The 17,505-nt window shown below is 48.5% G+C and carries 10 protein-coding genes; 8 read left to right on the top strand and 2 right to left on the bottom strand.

The genetic code is table 11. The annotated features are described in order from the left end of the window. The first annotated feature begins 380 nt into the window (after nucleotides 1-380). The 4 genes from DXN05_RS20115 to DXN05_RS20100 all read left to right on the top strand — a co-directional run bounded on the left by DXN05_RS20115 (nucleotide 381) and on the right by DXN05_RS20100 (nucleotide 7,451). Entirely contained in the window at nucleotides 381-2,483 is a 2,103-nt protein-coding gene (locus DXN05_RS20115) for an endonuclease MutS2 (RefSeq protein ID WP_116849082.1), read from the top strand. A gap of 63 nt (nucleotides 2,484-2,546) precedes the next feature. After that, nucleotides 2,547-2,942: a response regulator gene (locus DXN05_RS20110; RefSeq protein ID WP_116849081.1), complete on the top strand. Its 396-nt coding sequence runs from the start codon at nucleotides 2,547-2,549 to the stop codon at nucleotides 2,940-2,942. Between the two features lie 324 nt (nucleotides 2,943-3,266). Beyond that, complete coding sequence (locus DXN05_RS20105; RefSeq protein ID WP_245975260.1) at nucleotides 3,267-6,254, top strand: 4-alpha-glucanotransferase; 2,988 nt, start codon at nucleotides 3,267-3,269, stop codon at nucleotides 6,252-6,254. Nucleotides 6,255-6,437: 183 nt separating this feature from the next. Continuing rightward, nucleotides 6,438-7,451 carry a dipeptide epimerase gene (locus DXN05_RS20100; RefSeq protein WP_116849080.1) on the top strand — a complete coding sequence of 338 codons (1,014 nt, stop codon included), beginning with the start codon at nucleotides 6,438-6,440 and terminating at the stop codon, nucleotides 7,449-7,451. A gap of 107 nt (nucleotides 7,452-7,558) precedes the next feature. Here the strand turns inward: DXN05_RS20100 and DXN05_RS20095 are convergent, their stop codons facing one another. Beyond that, complete coding sequence (locus DXN05_RS20095) at nucleotides 7,559-9,604, bottom strand: M13 family metallopeptidase (protein ID WP_116849079.1); 2,046 nt, start codon at nucleotides 9,602-9,604, stop codon at nucleotides 7,559-7,561. 143 nt (nucleotides 9,605-9,747) lie between these two features. On the opposite strand from DXN05_RS20095, the gene DXN05_RS20090 reads away from it, so the two are divergent. From DXN05_RS20090 to DXN05_RS20075, 4 genes are read left to right on the top strand one after another with little or no spacing between them, the layout of a single operon-like run. Continuing rightward, nucleotides 9,748-13,209 (top strand): response regulator, encoded by a 3,462-nt coding sequence (locus DXN05_RS20090; protein ID WP_116849078.1) that lies wholly within the window; start codon nucleotides 9,748-9,750, stop codon nucleotides 13,207-13,209. After that, the gene (locus DXN05_RS20085; protein WP_116849077.1) at nucleotides 13,209-14,036 is read left to right on the top strand and encodes a CheR family methyltransferase; all 828 of its coding nucleotides are present in this window, start codon (nucleotides 13,209-13,211) and stop codon (nucleotides 14,034-14,036) included. Before DXN05_RS20090 ends, DXN05_RS20085 begins: the two co-directional genes overlap by 1 nt. Nucleotides 14,037-14,042: 6 nt before the next feature. Then, nucleotides 14,043-14,621, top strand: coding sequence for a chemotaxis protein CheB (locus DXN05_RS20080; RefSeq protein WP_211330108.1), 579 nt, complete (start codon nucleotides 14,043-14,045; stop codon nucleotides 14,619-14,621). Nucleotides 14,622-14,633: 12 nt separating this feature from the next. Next, nucleotides 14,634-15,740 carry a sensor histidine kinase gene (locus tag DXN05_RS20075; RefSeq protein ID WP_116849075.1) on the top strand — a complete coding sequence of 369 codons (1,107 nt, stop codon included), beginning with the start codon at nucleotides 14,634-14,636 and terminating at the stop codon, nucleotides 15,738-15,740. A gap of 210 nt (nucleotides 15,741-15,950) precedes the next feature. Here DXN05_RS20075 and DXN05_RS20070 read toward each other — a convergent pair whose 3' ends face one another. Further along, nucleotides 15,951-17,276 (bottom strand): DEAD/DEAH box helicase, encoded by a 1,326-nt coding sequence (locus DXN05_RS20070; RefSeq protein ID WP_116849074.1) that lies wholly within the window; start codon nucleotides 17,274-17,276, stop codon nucleotides 15,951-15,953. Between the last annotated feature and the right edge of the window lie 229 nt (nucleotides 17,277-17,505).

The following is a 17,505-nucleotide window of genomic DNA, read 5'->3' as shown; positions in this document are numbered from 1 at the left end:
ATTTTTATCATCTGCTGCGCCCGGGATTTTGTCTGCACCCTTAAGACGCGGCCGGCTCCCTTTACTTACAAACACCCCGGGTTGTCCGAAATATATATTAAATTATCGTTATGTAATAGCCATTTGGCTATGTCCTCACAGCCAATATATGTTGGCGATGCGACTGTGGGGACCCAGGAAAACAGCTGCAAGCTTCAAGCTACGAGCTACAAGCTTGTTTGCCACAAACCGCCTTGGTAAGGGGGTATCATTATTTAATACCCGCTTAAATAGTCTCGACGTGTCGATTCTCGATTCTCGATGTTCCCCGGCTCACGGCCGCTCCTCACGATCTCCCCGACTTTTTGTACCTTTGCATTTAAAAGAGAAGCAGCTATTACATGAAGTTATACCCCGAATCGGCGGCAGTTCAGCTGGAGTTTGATAAGGTAAAAGCATTATTGAGGGAACATTGCAAAAGCGAATACGCCAGGCAAAAAGCCGACGAATTACGCATACACACCAGGAAAGAATATATTTTAACCGAGTTACAGCAGTCCCACGAGTTTAAGCTGATGTTGCAGCTTAGCCAGTATTTTCCGAACGATTATGTGTTGAATATATCGCGCGACATCAAATTGCTGGGCATACCCGGCAGTATGCTTACTGGTGAACAATGGATACAGGTACGCAAACTGGCCGAGAGCCTGGAAAAGATATTCCGGTGGTTCGACAATGAGCGCAGAACCGCTTACCCCGCACTGAGCAAGGTAATTGCCGATACTTATTATGAGAAAACCATCATCGAACTGATAGATGAGGTGCTCGATGAAGCCGGTAATGTAAAAGATACCGCTTCGGCCGAGCTGCAGCGCATACGCATGGGCCTGTACCGCAAACGCAACGAACTGCGCCGCACATTTGAAAAAGTAGTGGCCCGTTTGAACAAGGCAGGTTATGCAGCAGATATTGATGAAAGTTTCAGCAACGGCCGCAGGGTAGTGGCGGTGTTTGCCGAGTACAAGCGGCAGGTAAAAGGCATATTGCACGGCGAAAGTGATAGCCGCAGAACCGCCTATATTGAACCGGAAGAAACCATTGAACTCAACAACGAAGTATATACCCTTGAGAACGATGAACGCAAGGAAGTGCAGCGTATCCTCAGGGAACTTACCCAGCGTATGTCTGTATACAGTCCGTTACTGGCCGTATACCACCAGGTAGTGGGTGAGTTTGATTTTATCAGGGCCAAGGGCCGGCTTGCACTGGATGTAAACGGCAACTACCCCAATGTAGGCGACCAGGCGATACTGGATTTAAAAGATGCCTATCATCCCTTGCTGTATTTGTACAACAGCAAATCGGGCAAGCCTACAATTCCCGTTAACCTTACGCTCGACGATAAAAGCAGGATACTGATCATCAGTGGTCCCAATGCCGGTGGTAAAACGGTGACCATGAAAACCATCGGCCTCAACCAGCTTATGCTGCAGGCCGGGTTACTGGTGCCTGTGCATCCTGCTTCGCAGATGGGCATTTTTAAACAGTTGCTCATTCATATCGGTGATACGCAGAGCCTGGAGTTTGAGCTGAGTACCTACTCATCGCACCTGCTGCACATGAAGCATTTCCTGGAAACAGCGAATGGTAAAACCCTGTTCTTTATCGATGAGCTGGGCAGCGGCAGCGACCCCAACCTGGGCGGCGCCTTTGCAGAAGTGATACTGGAAGAGCTGGCCCGCAAACATTCATTCGGCATTGTTACCACGCACTATCTTAACCTGAAAGTGATGGCCAACCATACGGCAGGCATTATCAACGGCGCTATGGCATTTGATGAGGTTCGCCTGCAGCCATTGTACCGGCTGATGGTTGGCAAGCCCGGCAGTTCGTACACATTTTCCATTGCAGAGCGTATCGGGTTGCCACAGGCCATGATTAACAAGGCACGCAAACTGGTAGATGAAGACCATTTCCGGCTCGACAAAATTCTGAACAAGAATGAACAGGAGGGGCAGAAACTGGATAAAGAGAAGAAGGAACTAAATCGTTTATTGCGCGACAACGAGCGGTTGAAAGCAGAAATGGAACAGGTGCTGAATAAAGAGCGCCACCGCCAGCAGGTAGAATTGCTTAAACACCAGAATGCCATTACCGAAGACCGCATCAGTTACCTGAAAGAAACAGAGCGCAAGCTGAAACAGATTGTGCTGGAATGGCGTAAGGCAGAAGACAAAAATGCCATCATTAAACAGGTGCAGGAACTGCTGTTTAAAAAGAAGGAACAGCTTGTGAACAGCAAGGTGGCCAAAAAGCTGGAGACCAAATACCGCGAGATTACAGGCGAGATTGTTGTAGGAGCTAAGGTGAAGATAAAAAAGAACTACCAGGTAGGTGAAGTAAGGGAAATACGCGGTAGAAGAGCCATTGTACAGATCGGTGTTATTCCAATGAATGTGGAATTATCTGACCTTGTAGTTGTGGAAGACAAAACAGTTTCTTAACTTATACGGCGAATCAATACTTTTTGAACATAGATTTCTTCCGATATCTATAAAAATCTACGAATGGCGAAATTTAAAACTGTATTACTGGTAGAGGATGATCCGATCACGGTGATGGTATGCGAAAGGATCATTCGTATGACCGGTTTTGCAGAACAGGTGAAATCAGTGACCAACGGGCAGGAAGCAATGGACTTAATTCACGAACAGGCAAAGCACAATGCAGAAGAACTGCCGCAGCTCATTTTTCTCGACATCAATATGCCGGTGATGAATGGCTGGGAATTTCTTGCACGTTTCAACAGCATATCGGGATTTTTTCCAAGACAACCGGACATCTATGTACTCAGTTCAACCGTTGACCCCGAAGATTACAAACGGGCCGAATCGTACAGCGTGGTGAAACGGTTTATCTCCAAACCGCTTACCACCGAACTGCTCAACAACATCACCGCTTAGTCAAATTACCATATACACCCAGCCGCAGACGTTTACGTCTCCGCGGCTTTTTTGTGTGCATGCCACCCATTTCCGGTTAAATAGCCCGCACTTGCCTAAATTGCCTGTTCTTGATCATTGTGCATCGCTCCGGTGGCCGGTTACTACCCTGTTTACCGGGAAGTCAACAAACTTGCAGCCCGCGGCTTATTGCCTTAGCTTAAAAATGTTTGTGTATTTATTACACATTACCTATTTTAGTGCCCAACGATTGCGCTGATTGGAACAGGTATTGTATTTGTTCCCTGTTATTATGTTATTTACCAAAAGTGTTGTACCGTTTTCATGAAATTACCAAGCAAGCAGCCGCATCAGAAAGAAGAAGAACAGGAAGCCATTGAAAAGCAAGCCGACAGTAACCAGCCTGTGAAAAAGAACAGCATCGCCGGTAAAAAACCTGCTGCATCACCATCAAACACTGTTAAGACCAGGAAAAAGACTGTTGCCAGTTCCGCAGTAACCGCCACTGCAGGTATTGGTGAAAGCTCCCTTGCGCCTGCTGCGAAAGCTGCGCCCAAAACAAAGCGCAAGCCTGCAAAAGGTGCATCACCCAATTTAAACCGCGTTATGCAGATCACACTCCAGCTTCGTTTTCATACCGAATACGGTCAGTCATTGTACGTCACCGGCAACCACCCGCTGCTGGGCAACAACGACCCCGCCCAGGCAGTGCCCATGCAATACTTCGATAAGGAGCAATGGCAGGCCGTGCTGCAGCTGAGCGAAGCTGACCTTGCCGGTGAACCCATCCGCTACCGCTACTTATTAAAAGAAAAAGATGGCAGTACTGAATACGATTTCAGTAACGATAAAGTGCTTAACCTGGCCAATACCGGTAACGCTGCGTTAACTGTGATCTACGATTTCTGGAACTATGGCGGTTACTATGAAAATGCTTTTTATACCGAACCTTTCCAGGAAGTATTACTGAAACCCAATGAAACCAATATACCTGTGGCGCAGCAGGAAGGCTTTACACACTGGTTCAGGATAAAAGCGCCGCTGCTTGCAAAGGGGCAGGCAGTATGCATGCTGGGCAATGCCTTTGGCAACTGGCAAACAGCCGAACCGCTGGTGCTGGGCAAAAACGCCGGCAGTGATTACTGGGAAATAAAACTGCACCTCGTAAACGGCCCGGAAGCGCTGGTATACAAATACGGTATTTACGATGTTGCAGAAAAAAGTTTCGTGGGTTACGAACAAGGCAATAACCGCGTACTATACGATATAGTAGCCCCGGGCAAACAAACCATTGTAAACGACGGCTACATACAACTGCCGGCCAATACCTGGCGCGGCGCCGGTGTGGCCATACCCGTATTCAGTTTGCGCAGCAATGCCAGCATGGGTTGCGGCGAGTTTACCGATTTAAACCTGCTGGTTGACTGGGCAAAGAAAACGGGTTTAAAACTGGTACAGATATTACCCATCAACGATACAAGGGCAACCGGTGCATGGACGGATTCTTATCCCTATGCCGCCATCTCGGCCTTTGCCCTGCATCCCATTTATTTAAACATAGGCCAGGTAGCCGCCAAAGCCAACCAGTCATTGGTAACAGCCGTACAGGCAGAAGCAACCCGGCTTAACCAGCTGCCATTGATGGACTATGAAGCTGTGCTGAAACTGAAGCTGGGCCTGTTAAAGCAGCTGTACGAACTGCAGGGGGAGAAGACCTTTACTACGAAAGCGTACCAGGTATTCTTTAATCAGAACAGTCACTGGTTACAACCTTATGCTGTATTCAGCTACCTGCGCGATACTTACGGCACACCGGATTACAACCAGTGGCCGGAATACAATGTGTATAAAGAAGCTGCCATTGCCCCCCTGCTCAGCAGCAGTTCAGCGGCATACAACAGCATTGCCTTTTACTACTTTATTCAATACCACCTGCACACGCAGCTGCAGGCTGCCACAGCCTATGCGCATGCATCTGGCATTATTCTCAAAGGTGATATCGCCATTGGTATATTCCGCAACAGTGTAGATGCCTGGCAGCAGCCGGAATTATATCATATGGAAATGCAGGCAGGTGCTCCGCCGGATGATTTTGCCATTAAGGGACAAAACTGGGGCTTTCCCACCTATAACTGGGAGCGCATGAAAGCCGACGGGTTTAACTGGTGGCAGCGCCGGTTTGAGCAGATGAGTTATTATTTCGATGCCTTCCGCATTGATCATATTCTCGGCTTCTTCCGCATCTGGAGTATCCCTTTGCATGCTGTGGAAGGTATCATGGGCCGCTTTGTGCCCGCACTGCCCGTACATATCCGCGAATTGCACGAGCATGGTATTAACTTCGATTACAAACGCTATACACAACCTTATATCACCGATGCCGTATTGGCCGAAATATTCGGCAACGATGCAGAAGGTGTGAAGCAACAGTTTCTGCAAAGCGATGGGGCAGGCGGTTATGCATTAAAACCCGCATTCACCACACAAAAGCAAGTGGCTGCCTGGTTTGCGCAACAAATCCCGCACGAGGCAAACGACCGCATTCAGCAAGGGGTGTTTGACCTGATCTCCAATGTAATTTTCTTTGAGGCCGATCCGGAACAGCAGGGACTAACTTTCCATTTCCGGTTTAATATTACAGCCACTACTTCCTATAAATACCTTGACCCGCATGCGCGTTACTGGCTGAATGAATTGTACATCGACTATTTCTTCCGCAGGCAGGATGCACACTGGAAAACAGAAGCCATGCAAAAGCTGCCGCTGCTGAAAACCGTGACCAACATGCTCATCTGCGGCGAAGACCTTGGCCTGGTGCCGCGCTGCGTACCTTCGGTAATGAAAGATCTGGGCCTGCTTTCGCTCGAAGTACAGCGCATGCCAAAAGATCCTGCGCAAAGTTTCGCAAGGCCCAATGCAGCACCTTATCTCAGCGTGGTTACACCATCCACCCATGATATGAGCACCATCCGCGGCTGGTGGGAGGAAGACGCTGCACGCACACAGCAGTTCTACAACCAGGAATTGTACCAGTGGGGCCAGGCTCCCGCCACCTGCGATGCATGGATTAACAGGGAAATTGTACAGCAGCACTTATCCTCGCCCGCTATGTGGAGCATTTTTCAGCTGCAGGACTTAATGGGTTCCGATGAACAGATCCGTGTGGCCAACCCGGATGATGAGCGCATTAATGTACCGGCCAACCCGCATCATTACTGGCGCTACCGCATGCATCTTACGCTGGAACAACTGCTGGAAAGCGACAACTTCAACAACATGCTGCAGCAGATGATTAAAGCAGGGGGAAGGTGAGACGAAGAGCCATCGGGAATCGACAGTCGACAGTCGAGACTAACTAAGCGAGTATTAAATAGCAGGCACGTCCGCGGCTGTGTCCTCACAGCCGCATCGGCAACATGAACTGGCTGTGAGGACACAGCCAGTGGCAGATAATGTAAATGCTTTTGCGTTCTTTTGCGTTATCTTGCAACCCGCATGAAACTCTATTACCAGCAGTACGAATTACCCTTTCAATACCCGTTCACCATTTCAAACGGGCGTACCAAAACACACCAGCCAACCCTGATTGTTGCGCTGCAGTTGGGCAATTACATTGGTTATGGCGAAGCGCCTGCCATTACCTATTACAATATCACGGTTGAACAGATGATCGCCGACATTGAAGCCAAAAAATCAATGATCGAAAAATTTGCCTTCACTGAAGTGGAACGTTACTGGCATTACCTGCACCACCTTATTCCGAACAACCCGTTCCTGGTATGCGCACTGGATATGGCCGCCTGGGATTTGATGGGCAAAATGAAACAGAAACCCCTGTACGAATTGTGGGGTACATCCTGGCAGGCTGCTGCTAAAACAGACTACACCATTGGCATTGACACCATCGATAAAATGGTGGCCAAAATGAAAGCCAAACCATGGCCCATCTATAAAATCAAACTCGGCACACCGGAAGATATCAGCATCATGAAAGCCCTGCGTTCCAATACCGACGCTGTATTCAGGGTAGATGCCAATGCCGGCTGGACAACAGGAGAAGCGCTTGAAAAAATACCGCAGCTGGCAGCGCTGGGTGTAGAGTTTGTTGAGCAGCCACTCGCAAAAGACAACTGGGAAGGCATGAAGGAATTGTTTCGCGTATCGCCCCTGCCTTTACTGGCTGATGAAAGTTGTGTGTTTGAGCACGACGTGGAAAAATGCCACAACCACTTTCATGGCATCAATATCAAACTTACCAAATGCAGTGGCATTACACCTGCATTGCGCATGATACAAAAGGCCCGCTCACTTAATATGAAGGTGATGATGGGTTGCATGAACGAAAGCACCATCGGCTCTGCCGCCATCGGCAACTTTATTCCCCAACTGGATTATGTTGATATGGATGGCCCCCTCTTGCTCACCGAAGACCGCGCCAAAGGCCTGCTGTACGATAACGGTAACGTATCACTCAGCGGCAAACCGGGATTGGGGATTGAGATAATTTGAAAATTTGAAAATGTGCTGATTTGAAAATATTGGTAAATAAAAAAGCTCCGGCATGCCGGAGCTTTTTTGTATTTGCATTTTCAAATTCACACATTACCGCATTGTGCTCACCAGATCCTCACTCTTGCACTATCCGCCAGGTACATCTTATTCGCCGGCGTTAATTTATAGGTGCTGTAAAACGCATCCACATCGGCAAACGGTCCGTTTACCCTGAATTTGGCGGGGGAGTGCACATCCGTTAACACCTGGTTGCGCAGGGCTTCGGGGCGTGTTTGGCCCAGCCAGCCGAGGGCATAACCAAGGAAGTAGCGTTCAGCAGGGGAGATGCCGCTGATGGGTTCATTCTTTTTATACTGTTCGGTTTGTTGAAACGCATCCCAGCCCAGCAGTATGCCGCCGAGGTCTGCAATGTTTTCGCCGAGCGTGGCTTTGCCGTTTATTTTAAAAGTATCTACCACTACATAGTTGTTGAACTGGCGTACCATTACTTCAGCGCGGTCATTGAATTTTTTACCGTCTTCATCGCTCCACCAGTTTTTCAGGTTACCCTCTTTATCAAACTGGCGGCCTTCATCGTCAAAGCCATGTGTTATTTCATGACCAATAGTGCTGGCGCCTGCATAACCGTATACCAGGGCATCGTCGAGGTCTTCATCGCGGTGGCCCGGAACGGTGAAGATGCCTGCAGGCAGTACAATTTCATTGTTGCTGGGGTTGTAATAGGCATTGTAGGTTTGCGGTGTCATGTCCCATTCATTCCTGTCAACCGGTTTACCCAGTTTATTCAGGTTGTATTGCCACCAGAACTGGTTGCCGTTAATCAGGTTCTGTACATAACTGGCCGTGCCGATCTGTAAAGAACTGAAGTCTTTCCATTTATCGGGGTATCCCACTTTCTTTTTAATGGCAGCGAGTTTCTGCAGGGCTTTCTGCTTGGTGCTGTCACTCATCCAGCTCAGTTTTTCTATCCGTGTTTTATATGCGCCGCGGATGGCTTCTACCAGGTTTTCGTAGCGTTGTTTGGCTGTTGCATTAAAGTATTCCTTTACAAACAGCTGTCCCAGCAGTTCGCCCATTACGCTTTCTTCATTGCGTAAAACGCGTTTCCAGCGAGGCTTGCGTTCTTTGGCGCCGCTGAGCAGGCGGCTGAATTTGAATTTCTCGATGCCGAATGTATCGGGCAATGCCTCGGTGAAATTGTCTATCAAACGAAAGCGCAGCATGGCTTTCCAGGTAGCTACCGGGGTGCTGGTCACCAGTGTGTTCAGCTCTTTATAATATTCCGGCTGGCCAACAATTACGGTGTCGGCTTTGGGTACGTTCAGTATTTTAAAATACTGGTCAACCTGCAGGGCCGGCGCCAGTTTAAACAGCGCGGCAGTAGACATTTTGTTGTAGTTGTGGTAAGGATCGCGCAGGTCGGCCAGTTTGCGGTGTACGCGGGCCATGGCAGTTTCCAGCTTCAGTATCGCGGCAGCCTGTGTGTTGGCTTCTGCTTCAGGTAGCTGGCTCATGGTTAAAAACCGGGCAACCAGCTGCTGGTAGGTTTTAAGAATATTCAGCGAGGTAGAATCCGTTTTCAGGTAGTACTCACGCTCAGGCAGGTACAGGCCGGATTGCCAGAACTGCAAGGCATAGGCATCACTGTTTTTGGCATCCTGCGCTACAAACATGCTGATGATGGAACCTACACCCAGCTGGTCGAACCTGGCTACCAGGGCAGGCAGGCCTTTAATATCGTTCAGTGAATCGATGCTGGCAAAGTAAGGCTGCAGCGGGGCAAGACCGGCTTTTTCAATGCCAGTACTGTCCATCGCGGTTGCCCAGAAATCACCGATCTTTTGCTGCGGTGTGCCTGCGGCGGCATGTGCTTTTGCAGCTTCCAGGTTAATTGTCTTCAGCCTGTTGAGGTTTTCGTCAACTACCAGGTTGCCGATACCCCAGCTGCTTTCTTCATTCGGGATATTGTTTTGCTTAATCCATCCGCCATTGGCGTAGCTGAAAAAGTCATCACCGGGATGCACTGTTGTATCCCTGTTCATGGCAAGGATATCACCGGCCTTGCTGCCGGCTGCATCAGGCTTACCAGTACAGGCAGCGAGGGCAAGCATTGCTGCCAGGGTTGATGCAATACGATAGGGTCGTGTCATTCGTTAAGTTTATGGTTAAAAATAGCAACATTTTTATTGTTCATTTATAAAAACTTAAGCCTTCTATAAGCCGGTGTGGCGCAGATTGGATTAATATTGTACCTTTTAGCATAGTTCGTTTTACCATGTATAATATCCAACAAATGAAGCAATCTATCCCATTCAGGTTGTATGGCGGGTTGATTATTGCCGTATTGCTTGTATTAATGGTGGGCGGTGTGGCCATGACGGCCCTGTGGCGCCAAACCGATGAAGCTTCGTGGGTAGAACATACCTACCGGGTAAAAGAACAATTGCGGGATACCCGTTTTGTGCTGGGGCAAATGCGTACCGGCCGCCGCGATTACTGGGTTACCGGTGACGATAAATATTTAACCGGTTATGTGAAAGGTCAGTCATTGCTGCTGCCTGCCATTGAAGCGCTGAAAAAAGAGATCGCGGATAACCCGGTGCAGCTGGAGAATGTGAATAATATGGAAACCGCAGCGTCTAACCTGCTGCGGTTCTGGCAAACAGATGGCGTTTTGCAGAAAACCGATGATCATGACAAGGTAAAGACGGTTATTGATAAAGAAGAGAGCCTGCTCACCGCCCTTTACGGCCTGTTTGATAAAGCCAAGGCAGAAGAAGACCGCCTGCTGGTGATCCGTTTAAAGAACAAGAGTGATTTCAATAACCAGACAAAAGCCATCCTGGTTGGTGGTATTGTGATATTGCTGATGGTGGTTTTGTTACTTATCAATGCTATATTAACCACGCTCAAAAGCCGCTACAAAGCCAACCTGCGGTTACAGGAAACACTGGGCGAAACAGAGAAACTGAATGCAGTGGCAGAAGAAAAAAACTGGCAGCTGCAGGGGGTGGCACTGGTGAACGACAGTATGCGCGGCGATACTACTACCGAAAAGCTGTCGCAGGATGTATTACAGGCTGTGGTGAACTACCTGCAATTGCCTGCAGGTGTTATGTATGTAATGAATGAAGATGCCACCAAACTGGAGCAGTGTGCTGCAGTGGGCGCTTCGGCAGAATCGGTAAAAACGTTTACGCCGGGTGATGGCATTGTAGGCCGCGCCGCAGAACAGAAAGAGGTGCTGGTGATCCGCGATGTGCCTGCCCATTACTGGAAAGTAGCTTCTGCACTTGGTGAAATGAGCGGACACGGTGAAATAGTATGTGTGCCGTTGTGGATGGATGGCGAATCCAAAGGGGTGATGGAGTTAGGCCGCTTTAGCCCATTCACAGAAGCCCAGCTGAATTTCCTGGGCACCATCTCCAATAATATCTCCATCGGGTTGAATGCCCTGCAATCGCGCGAGAAAATCGATAACCTGCTGGTAAAAGTGCAGGAGCACCGCGAAGCCCTGGAGCACCAGCAGGAAGAACTGCGGCAAACCAATGAAGAACTGACAAGGCAAACAGAAATACTGCAATCGTCAGAAGAAGAACTGCGCGTGCAGGAAGAAGAATTGCGCCAGATTAATGCCGAGCTGGAAGAAAAGAACGAAGCGGTAGAAGTAGCTCGCCAGGCGCTGATGCTGAAAGCAGAAGAACTGCAGGTAACGGGTAAATACAAATCGGAATTCCTGGCCAATATGTCGCACGAGCTGCGTACACCGCTCAACAGTATCCTTATTCTCGCCAAACTGTTGTCTGAAAATAAAGCCGGCAACCTGAACGATAAACAGGTAGAATACTCCAATGTGATTCACAAATCAGGATCTGACCTGCTGAAGCTGATCAATGATATTCTTGATCTCTCTAAAATTGAAGCGGGTAAAATTGAATTCAATTTTGAAGAAGTACCGGTAAAGGATATTGAGCGCGATATACAGCAGCTGTTCTCTGTAGTGGCCGAAGAAAAAGAAGTGGTGTTTAAAACCGTGGTTGATGCAACAGCAACACCCGCCATTTTCACGGATAAGCAAAGACTGGAACAGGTACTGAAAAACCTGTTGTCCAATGCATTTAAGTTTACACCCAAAGGCGGCCATATTACCTTGTCAGTCGCCATAGCCGGCGACAACCAGTATTTTACCAAGGGTAGCCTGGTGAACGCGGGTGATATTGTGGCCTTTAGTGTAACCGACAGTGGTATTGGCATAGCGCGCGACAAACAGCAACTCATTTTCGAAGCCTTTCAGCAGGCCGACGGTTCTACCAACCGCAAGTATGGCGGCACAGGCCTGGGCCTCAGCATCAGCAAAGAACTGGTGAAACAATTGGGTGGCGAAATACAGGTTACCAGCGCAGAAGGGCAGGGCAGCACCTTTACCGTGTACCTGCCGCTGAAAGCAGGTGCCAGGGCAGTGCAGCCGGGCAGCATTGCCCCACTTCCAGCGCAAGCGGAAAAAACACTGGCTGCAGTAGAGGCAGGCCAGATTGTGCAGCAAACCAGAGTGCCAGACGACCGGCATGCCCTGCAGCCGCATGATAAAGTAATGCTGATTATTGAAGACGACGAACAGTTTGCCCGTATTATACAGGACTTTTCACGCGGTAAAAATTACAAAACCATCGTGGCACTGCAGGGTGACGAAGGTTTGTTCTACGCCCGTAAATACAGGCCCACAGCCATTATGCTCGATATGCAGCTGCCGGTAATTGACGGCTGGAACCTGCTGAAAGTACTGAAGGCAGATGAAGTGCTGCGCAAAATACCTGTACACATTATCTCTGCTGCCGATGAATCGAAACTCAGCTCAAACGGTGCGCTGGCCTACCTGAAGAAACCGGTGGAAAAAGAATACCTTGAAAAAGCCTTTGATGTAATTGGCAGTTATCTCAGCAGCAAAGTGAAAAAACTGCTCATCCTGTCAGGCGATTATATCAAGGATGATAACCTGCGCAAACTGGTAGATGAACGCCATTTTGATGTGGAATGCGTATACGCTGCCAATGTAGCGGAAGCACTGCAGGCTGCAGAGAAAACGAAATTCGACTGCATTATTGCCGACATTGGCAAAGACATACAGCAGGGACTGAAAGACCTGGAGCGCCTGCAGCCCAAAGTGGAAAAGGACGCCATACCGGTGATTATTTACCTCGATAAAGATATTTCACCCACCGATGAAATGAAACTGAAGAAAGTAGCCAACGTGGTGATCAGGGAATCATCTTATTCAAAAGACAGGCTGCTCGATGAAATGGAATTGTTTTTGTATAAGGTTCAGGAAGCCGATGACCAGCCGGCTGCGAAACAAAACATTACCCTGGCCGATAACAATATCCTCAAAGGCAAAAAAGTATTGCTGGTAGATGATGACATGCGCAATGTATTTGCATTGAGCACCGCACTGGAAGAGCAGCAGATGGATGTGATCACTGCCAGTGACGGTAAGGAGGCGCTGGACATACTCAGGGGCAATGAACAAATCAATATCGTTCTCATGGATATTATGATGCCTGAAATGGATGGCTATGAAGCAACACGCAGGTTGCGGGCAGATTTAAACCTCACCAAACTGCCGGTGATTGCACTAACCGCCAAGGCCATGACAGGCGACCGTGAAAAAACCATAGAGGCAGGAGCATCAGATTATATTACAAAACCGGTTGATTTGAACCGTTTATTATCGCTTATGCGCGTTTGGTTAACACAATAATGAAGGAAAAGATAGACATATCTGCTGCCGACCTCGACGATGTATTGCTTGTGATCAGGAATAATTATGGGTATGATTTCTCCAATTATTCCCGTGCATCGCTTATACGGCGCGTGCTGCGTTTTATGGATACTGCACGCATCAAAACCGTGTACGACCTGCGGTTTCATTTAACCAACGAGCCGGCGTTCTTTGCTTATTTCCTGCAAACCATTACGGTGAATGTGACGGAAATGTTCCGCGACCCGGCATTTTACCATTCCCTGCGGGAGAAGGTGCTGCCCAAACTGGCCGCGTATCCTATTATCAAAATATGGCATGCTGGCTGCAGTTCGGGCGAAGAGGTATACTCCATGTGCATACTGCTCGAAGAAGCCGGGCTGCTGAACCGGGCAGTGATTTATGCTACCGATATTAACCCGGCCAATATTGAAAAAGCACGCAGCGGCATTGTGCCTATGCACTACATGAAAGATTATACGGCCAATTACCAGCAAAGCGGCGGTAAAGAAGACTTTTCAACGTATTACACAGCACGGTATGAAAATGCACTGATCCGGAAAGACCTGCGCAGGAATATTGTTTTCTCGCAGCACAACCTTGTGACCGATCAGGGGTTTAATGAATTTCAGCTGGTATGTTGCCGCAATGTGTTGATATATTTTAATAAAACCTTGCAGAACCACGTGTTTCACCTGTTTTACAACAGTCTTCCCCCCATGGGTTACCTGGCCCTGGGTATGAAGGAATCGTTGCTGTTTACCGATTTGCGGGATAAATTTGAAACCGTGGATGCAACAGCCAAAATATTCAAGCGTAAAAAGTAGCGATTGATGCCCACGTCAATAGACCATATTATCGTGATCGGCGGCTCTGCAGGCAGTTTGCCGGTATTGCTGCAGGTGCTTGAAAACCTGCCGCCTAATTTCTCCATACCCGTTATTGTAGTGCTGCACCGGCTTAAAAATGTAGCCAGCGATTTGCAGGGCATACTGGCGAGTGTGCAGCAAACACAAAAAATAAAAGAACCGGAAGATAAGGAAGCAATCAAACGCAGACATGTTTATATTGCGCCCCAGAATTACCACCTGCTGGTAGAAGCAGATAAAACATTCAGCCTCGATTATTCAGAACCCGTGCACTACAGCCGCCCGTCTATTGATGTGAGTTTTGAAAGTGTAGTGCGTGTGTTCGGTCCCAAAACAATTGCCATTTTACTCAGCGGCGCCAACCAGGACGGTGCCGACGGAATGGAAGCCGTAGTGGCTGCCAACGGAGTAGCCATCGCCCAAAGTCCTGAAACCAGCGAGTACCCTGCCATGCCGGTTGCTGCCATCGAAAAAAACGCGAAAGTAAAGAGTATGGCACCGGAGAAAATTGTAGAATACCTGCATCAATTAACCGTTGAGTAAACAGCAAACATCATGAGCGCACAAACCCCCAAAGAATTCAAAATACTGCTTGTTGACGACAGGGAGGAAAACCTGCTCGCCCTCGAAGACATGCTGGAGCAGGAGGGGAGACGTTTTGTAAAAGCCACATCCGGCAATGAAGCCCTGAAGCATGTGCTGAAGAATGATGACGTGGGCCTGATTATGCTCGATGTGCAGATGCCGGAAATGGATGGCTTTGAAGTTGCCAGGCTGCTGAAATCAAATCCCAAAACAAAAGATATCTCCATCATCTTTGTAACAGCCATTAACAAGGATGAACAATATGTGCTGAAGGGTTTTAGCCAGGGCGCGGTAGATTACCTGCAAAAGCCGCTGGACATACATATTACCCAGGCCAAGGTTAACGTATTTGAACAGCTGTATTTTTACCAGCAGGGGTTAAAGAACTCCCTGCTTGAAGTAGAACGCATCAACAAACAGCTGGAACGGTTTGTATATATCGTATCACATGATCTTAAATCACCGCTCTCTGCTGTAATTACTATTCTCTCGCTGATGCAGACAGATGATGTTGTACGGCAGCACCCGGAGTTGCAGGATAATGTAGAGATGCTGTCGCAGGCGTCGATGCACCTGTCTGACATGATTAACTCTATTCTCGAGTACTCACGCCAGAGCGCCACGCAGCAAACGGTAGAAGAAGTGGATGTGCAGGAACTGGTACACCAGATCGCTTACCTGCTGTTTCCGCCCAAACATATTAAGATCACTGCATCGCCCGATTTACCCACGCTTAAAACCCGCCGTCTTAAACTGCAGCAGGTATTTCAAAACCTGATCAGTAATGCCATCAAATACATCGACAAACCGGAAGGCGCTATCGAAGTGGGTGCAGTACGCAAGGGTGACTTCTACGAGTTTTTTGTAAAAGACAATGGCCCCGGTATAGCAGAAGCCGATCAGCAGCGTATTTTCAAACTCTTTGAAACCACGCAGAACAAGGCACAGGGCCAGGAGAGCAGTACCGGTGTAGGTTTGAATATCCTGAAAATGCTGGTAGAAGAACAAGGCGGCAAAATACGCGTAGTATCAGAGCCAGGCATCGGAAGTACGTTTTTCTTTGAATGGCGCGCGTGAGCCAGGGCGGTGGTGAGTGGTGAGTGGGTGAGTGGTGAGTGGTGAGTGGGTGAATAGTGAATGGGCAATAGTGAATAAATACAAATGCCGTTGCCGGTGTCCCCACCGGCAACTAGCTTAGTCCATACGCCGCAGGCGGCGTGTACCTTGCGGGCTAACCGCTATACGCTATCTGCTAAAAGCTTGCAGCTCGCAGCTTGCAGCTGTTCTCTACTTGGCTACTTCAATTTTCACCTTCTTGTTTTTGATTTTATGTTGCTGCACCAGGTGCAGCGTGGTGCTGGCCTTGCTTTTGCGGATGGCGGCGAAAGAGAAGAAATCCTTTACTTCTATCAGGCCGATATCTTCTTTTTTCAGTTGTCCTTTCTGGCTTAAGAAGCCAACAATATCTATTTTGTTTACCTTGTCTTTTTTACCGGCTGCGATAAACAGGGTGGTCCACTTGGTTTTTTCGGGCAGTTCTACTGTATCAGGCAACATCATTTCTTCCACGTCTTCCTCAATATAGGCAGGTATTTTTTCTTCACCACTCAGCAGCAGTATTGCGGTGCCGCTGGCTTCCATACGGGCAGTACGGCCGTTGCGGTGCGTGAAGATGTCCTTCGTGGCAGGCAGGTGGTAGTGAATAATGTAGCGGATAAAAGGAATATCCAGTCCGCGTGCAGCGAGATCGGTGGTAATGAGCAGGAAGGCGGTGCCATTACGGAACTTGCACAAAGCGCTGTCGCGGTCGCGCTGTTCCATAGCGCCGTGGTAAAATTCGTTGGGAATGCCTTTCTCTGCCAGCAGTTCGCTTACGCGTTCAACCGATTCACGGTGATTACAGAAAACAATGGTAGGTCGGTTACCCAGTGCGCAGATAAGGCGGAACAGGGTGTCTATTTTATCCTTGTCGGGTGACAGAACTTTTTTCAGCGCCAGTCGTTCTGAAACAGGCTGATCAGGTAAAAAGTCGAGCACAGTTTCGTTCTGCAGACCAATAAATGCAGGTATTTCCACGGCTGGTGTGGCAGAGGTAAGTATGCGTTTATTAATGGCAGGCAGGGAGCCGATAACAAACGACATCTCTTCCTGGAAACCCAGTTCAACAGATTTATCGAACTCATCGAGAACCAGTGTTTCTATGGTATCTGTTTGAATGTTGCCGCGGCGTATATGATCTGCAAGGCGGCCGGGTGTACCGGTAATGACGGCCGGAGGCTGCTGCAGGTTGTTTTCTTCGGTTTCACGTAAATGTCCGCCGTAGCAGCAGGTGATTTTTAAGCCTGTGCCCATTTGCTTGAACACTTTTTCTATCTGCAAGGCCAGTTCGCGGGAAGGAGCGATAATCAGCGCCTGTGTCTGGTGTTTGCGGGAGAAGTCAAGGCGTTGCAATATAGGCAGCAAAAAGGCCAGTGTTTTGCCCGAGCCGGTGGCTGAAAGCAGCACTACATCATTGTTACCGGCATTGGTTTCCATGGATGCTTCCTGCATAGCATTCAGCGCATCGATGTTCAGGTTGGCCAGTATTTGTTCGGTAGAGAAATTTGTTTGCATTGCTGCAAAAGTACGGAAGAAGCTGGTAATACAGCTGCAAGCTTCGAGCTACGAGCTGCAAGCTTCACGCTGCGGTAGCGTCTCTCGCTTCACAGGAGCTCCTACGGGGCGAAAAACGCGGAATGCGCTGAATCTTTGCTACGGCTATTAAGGTTGCCGGTGGGGACACCGGCAACGGCGTTTGTATTTATTCACTATTCACTATTGACTATTCACCCACTCACTATTC

This window comes from Deminuibacter soli, from assembly GCF_003412455.1.
GTDB classification, from domain to species: domain Bacteria; phylum Bacteroidota; class Bacteroidia; order Chitinophagales; family Chitinophagaceae; genus Deminuibacter; species Deminuibacter soli.
The sequence above is the reverse complement of the archived record's forward strand: the minus strand, read 5'-3'. Positions and strand labels throughout refer to the sequence as shown.

Bases quoted from the DNA above. Each gene is read 5' to 3' on its own strand.
- DXN05_RS20110 (WP_116849081.1), top strand. From the start codon at position 2,547: ATGGCGAAATTTAAAACTGTATTACTGGTAGAGGATGATCCGATCACG.
- DXN05_RS20105 (WP_245975260.1), top strand. From the start codon at position 3,267: ATGAAATTACCAAGCAAGCAGCCGCATCAGAAAGAAGAAGAACAGGAA.
- DXN05_RS20075 (WP_116849075.1), top strand. From the start codon at position 14,634: ATGAGCGCACAAACCCCCAAAGAATTCAAAATACTGCTTGTTGACGAC.
- DXN05_RS20080 (WP_211330108.1), top strand. From the start codon at position 14,043: ATGCCCACGTCAATAGACCATATTATCGTGATCGGCGGCTCTGCAGGC.
- DXN05_RS20115 (WP_116849082.1), top strand. From the start codon at position 381: ATGAAGTTATACCCCGAATCGGCGGCAGTTCAGCTGGAGTTTGATAAG.
- DXN05_RS20100 (WP_116849080.1), top strand. From the start codon at position 6,438: ATGAAACTCTATTACCAGCAGTACGAATTACCCTTTCAATACCCGTTC.
- DXN05_RS20090 (WP_116849078.1), top strand. From the start codon at position 9,748: ATGAAGCAATCTATCCCATTCAGGTTGTATGGCGGGTTGATTATTGCC.
- DXN05_RS20095 (WP_116849079.1), bottom strand. From the start codon at position 9,604: ATGACACGACCCTATCGTATTGCATCAACCCTGGCAGCAATGCTTGCC.
- DXN05_RS20085 (WP_116849077.1), top strand. From the start codon at position 13,209: ATGAAGGAAAAGATAGACATATCTGCTGCCGACCTCGACGATGTATTG.
- DXN05_RS20070 (WP_116849074.1), bottom strand. From the start codon at position 17,276: ATGCAAACAAATTTCTCTACCGAACAAATACTGGCCAACCTGAACATC.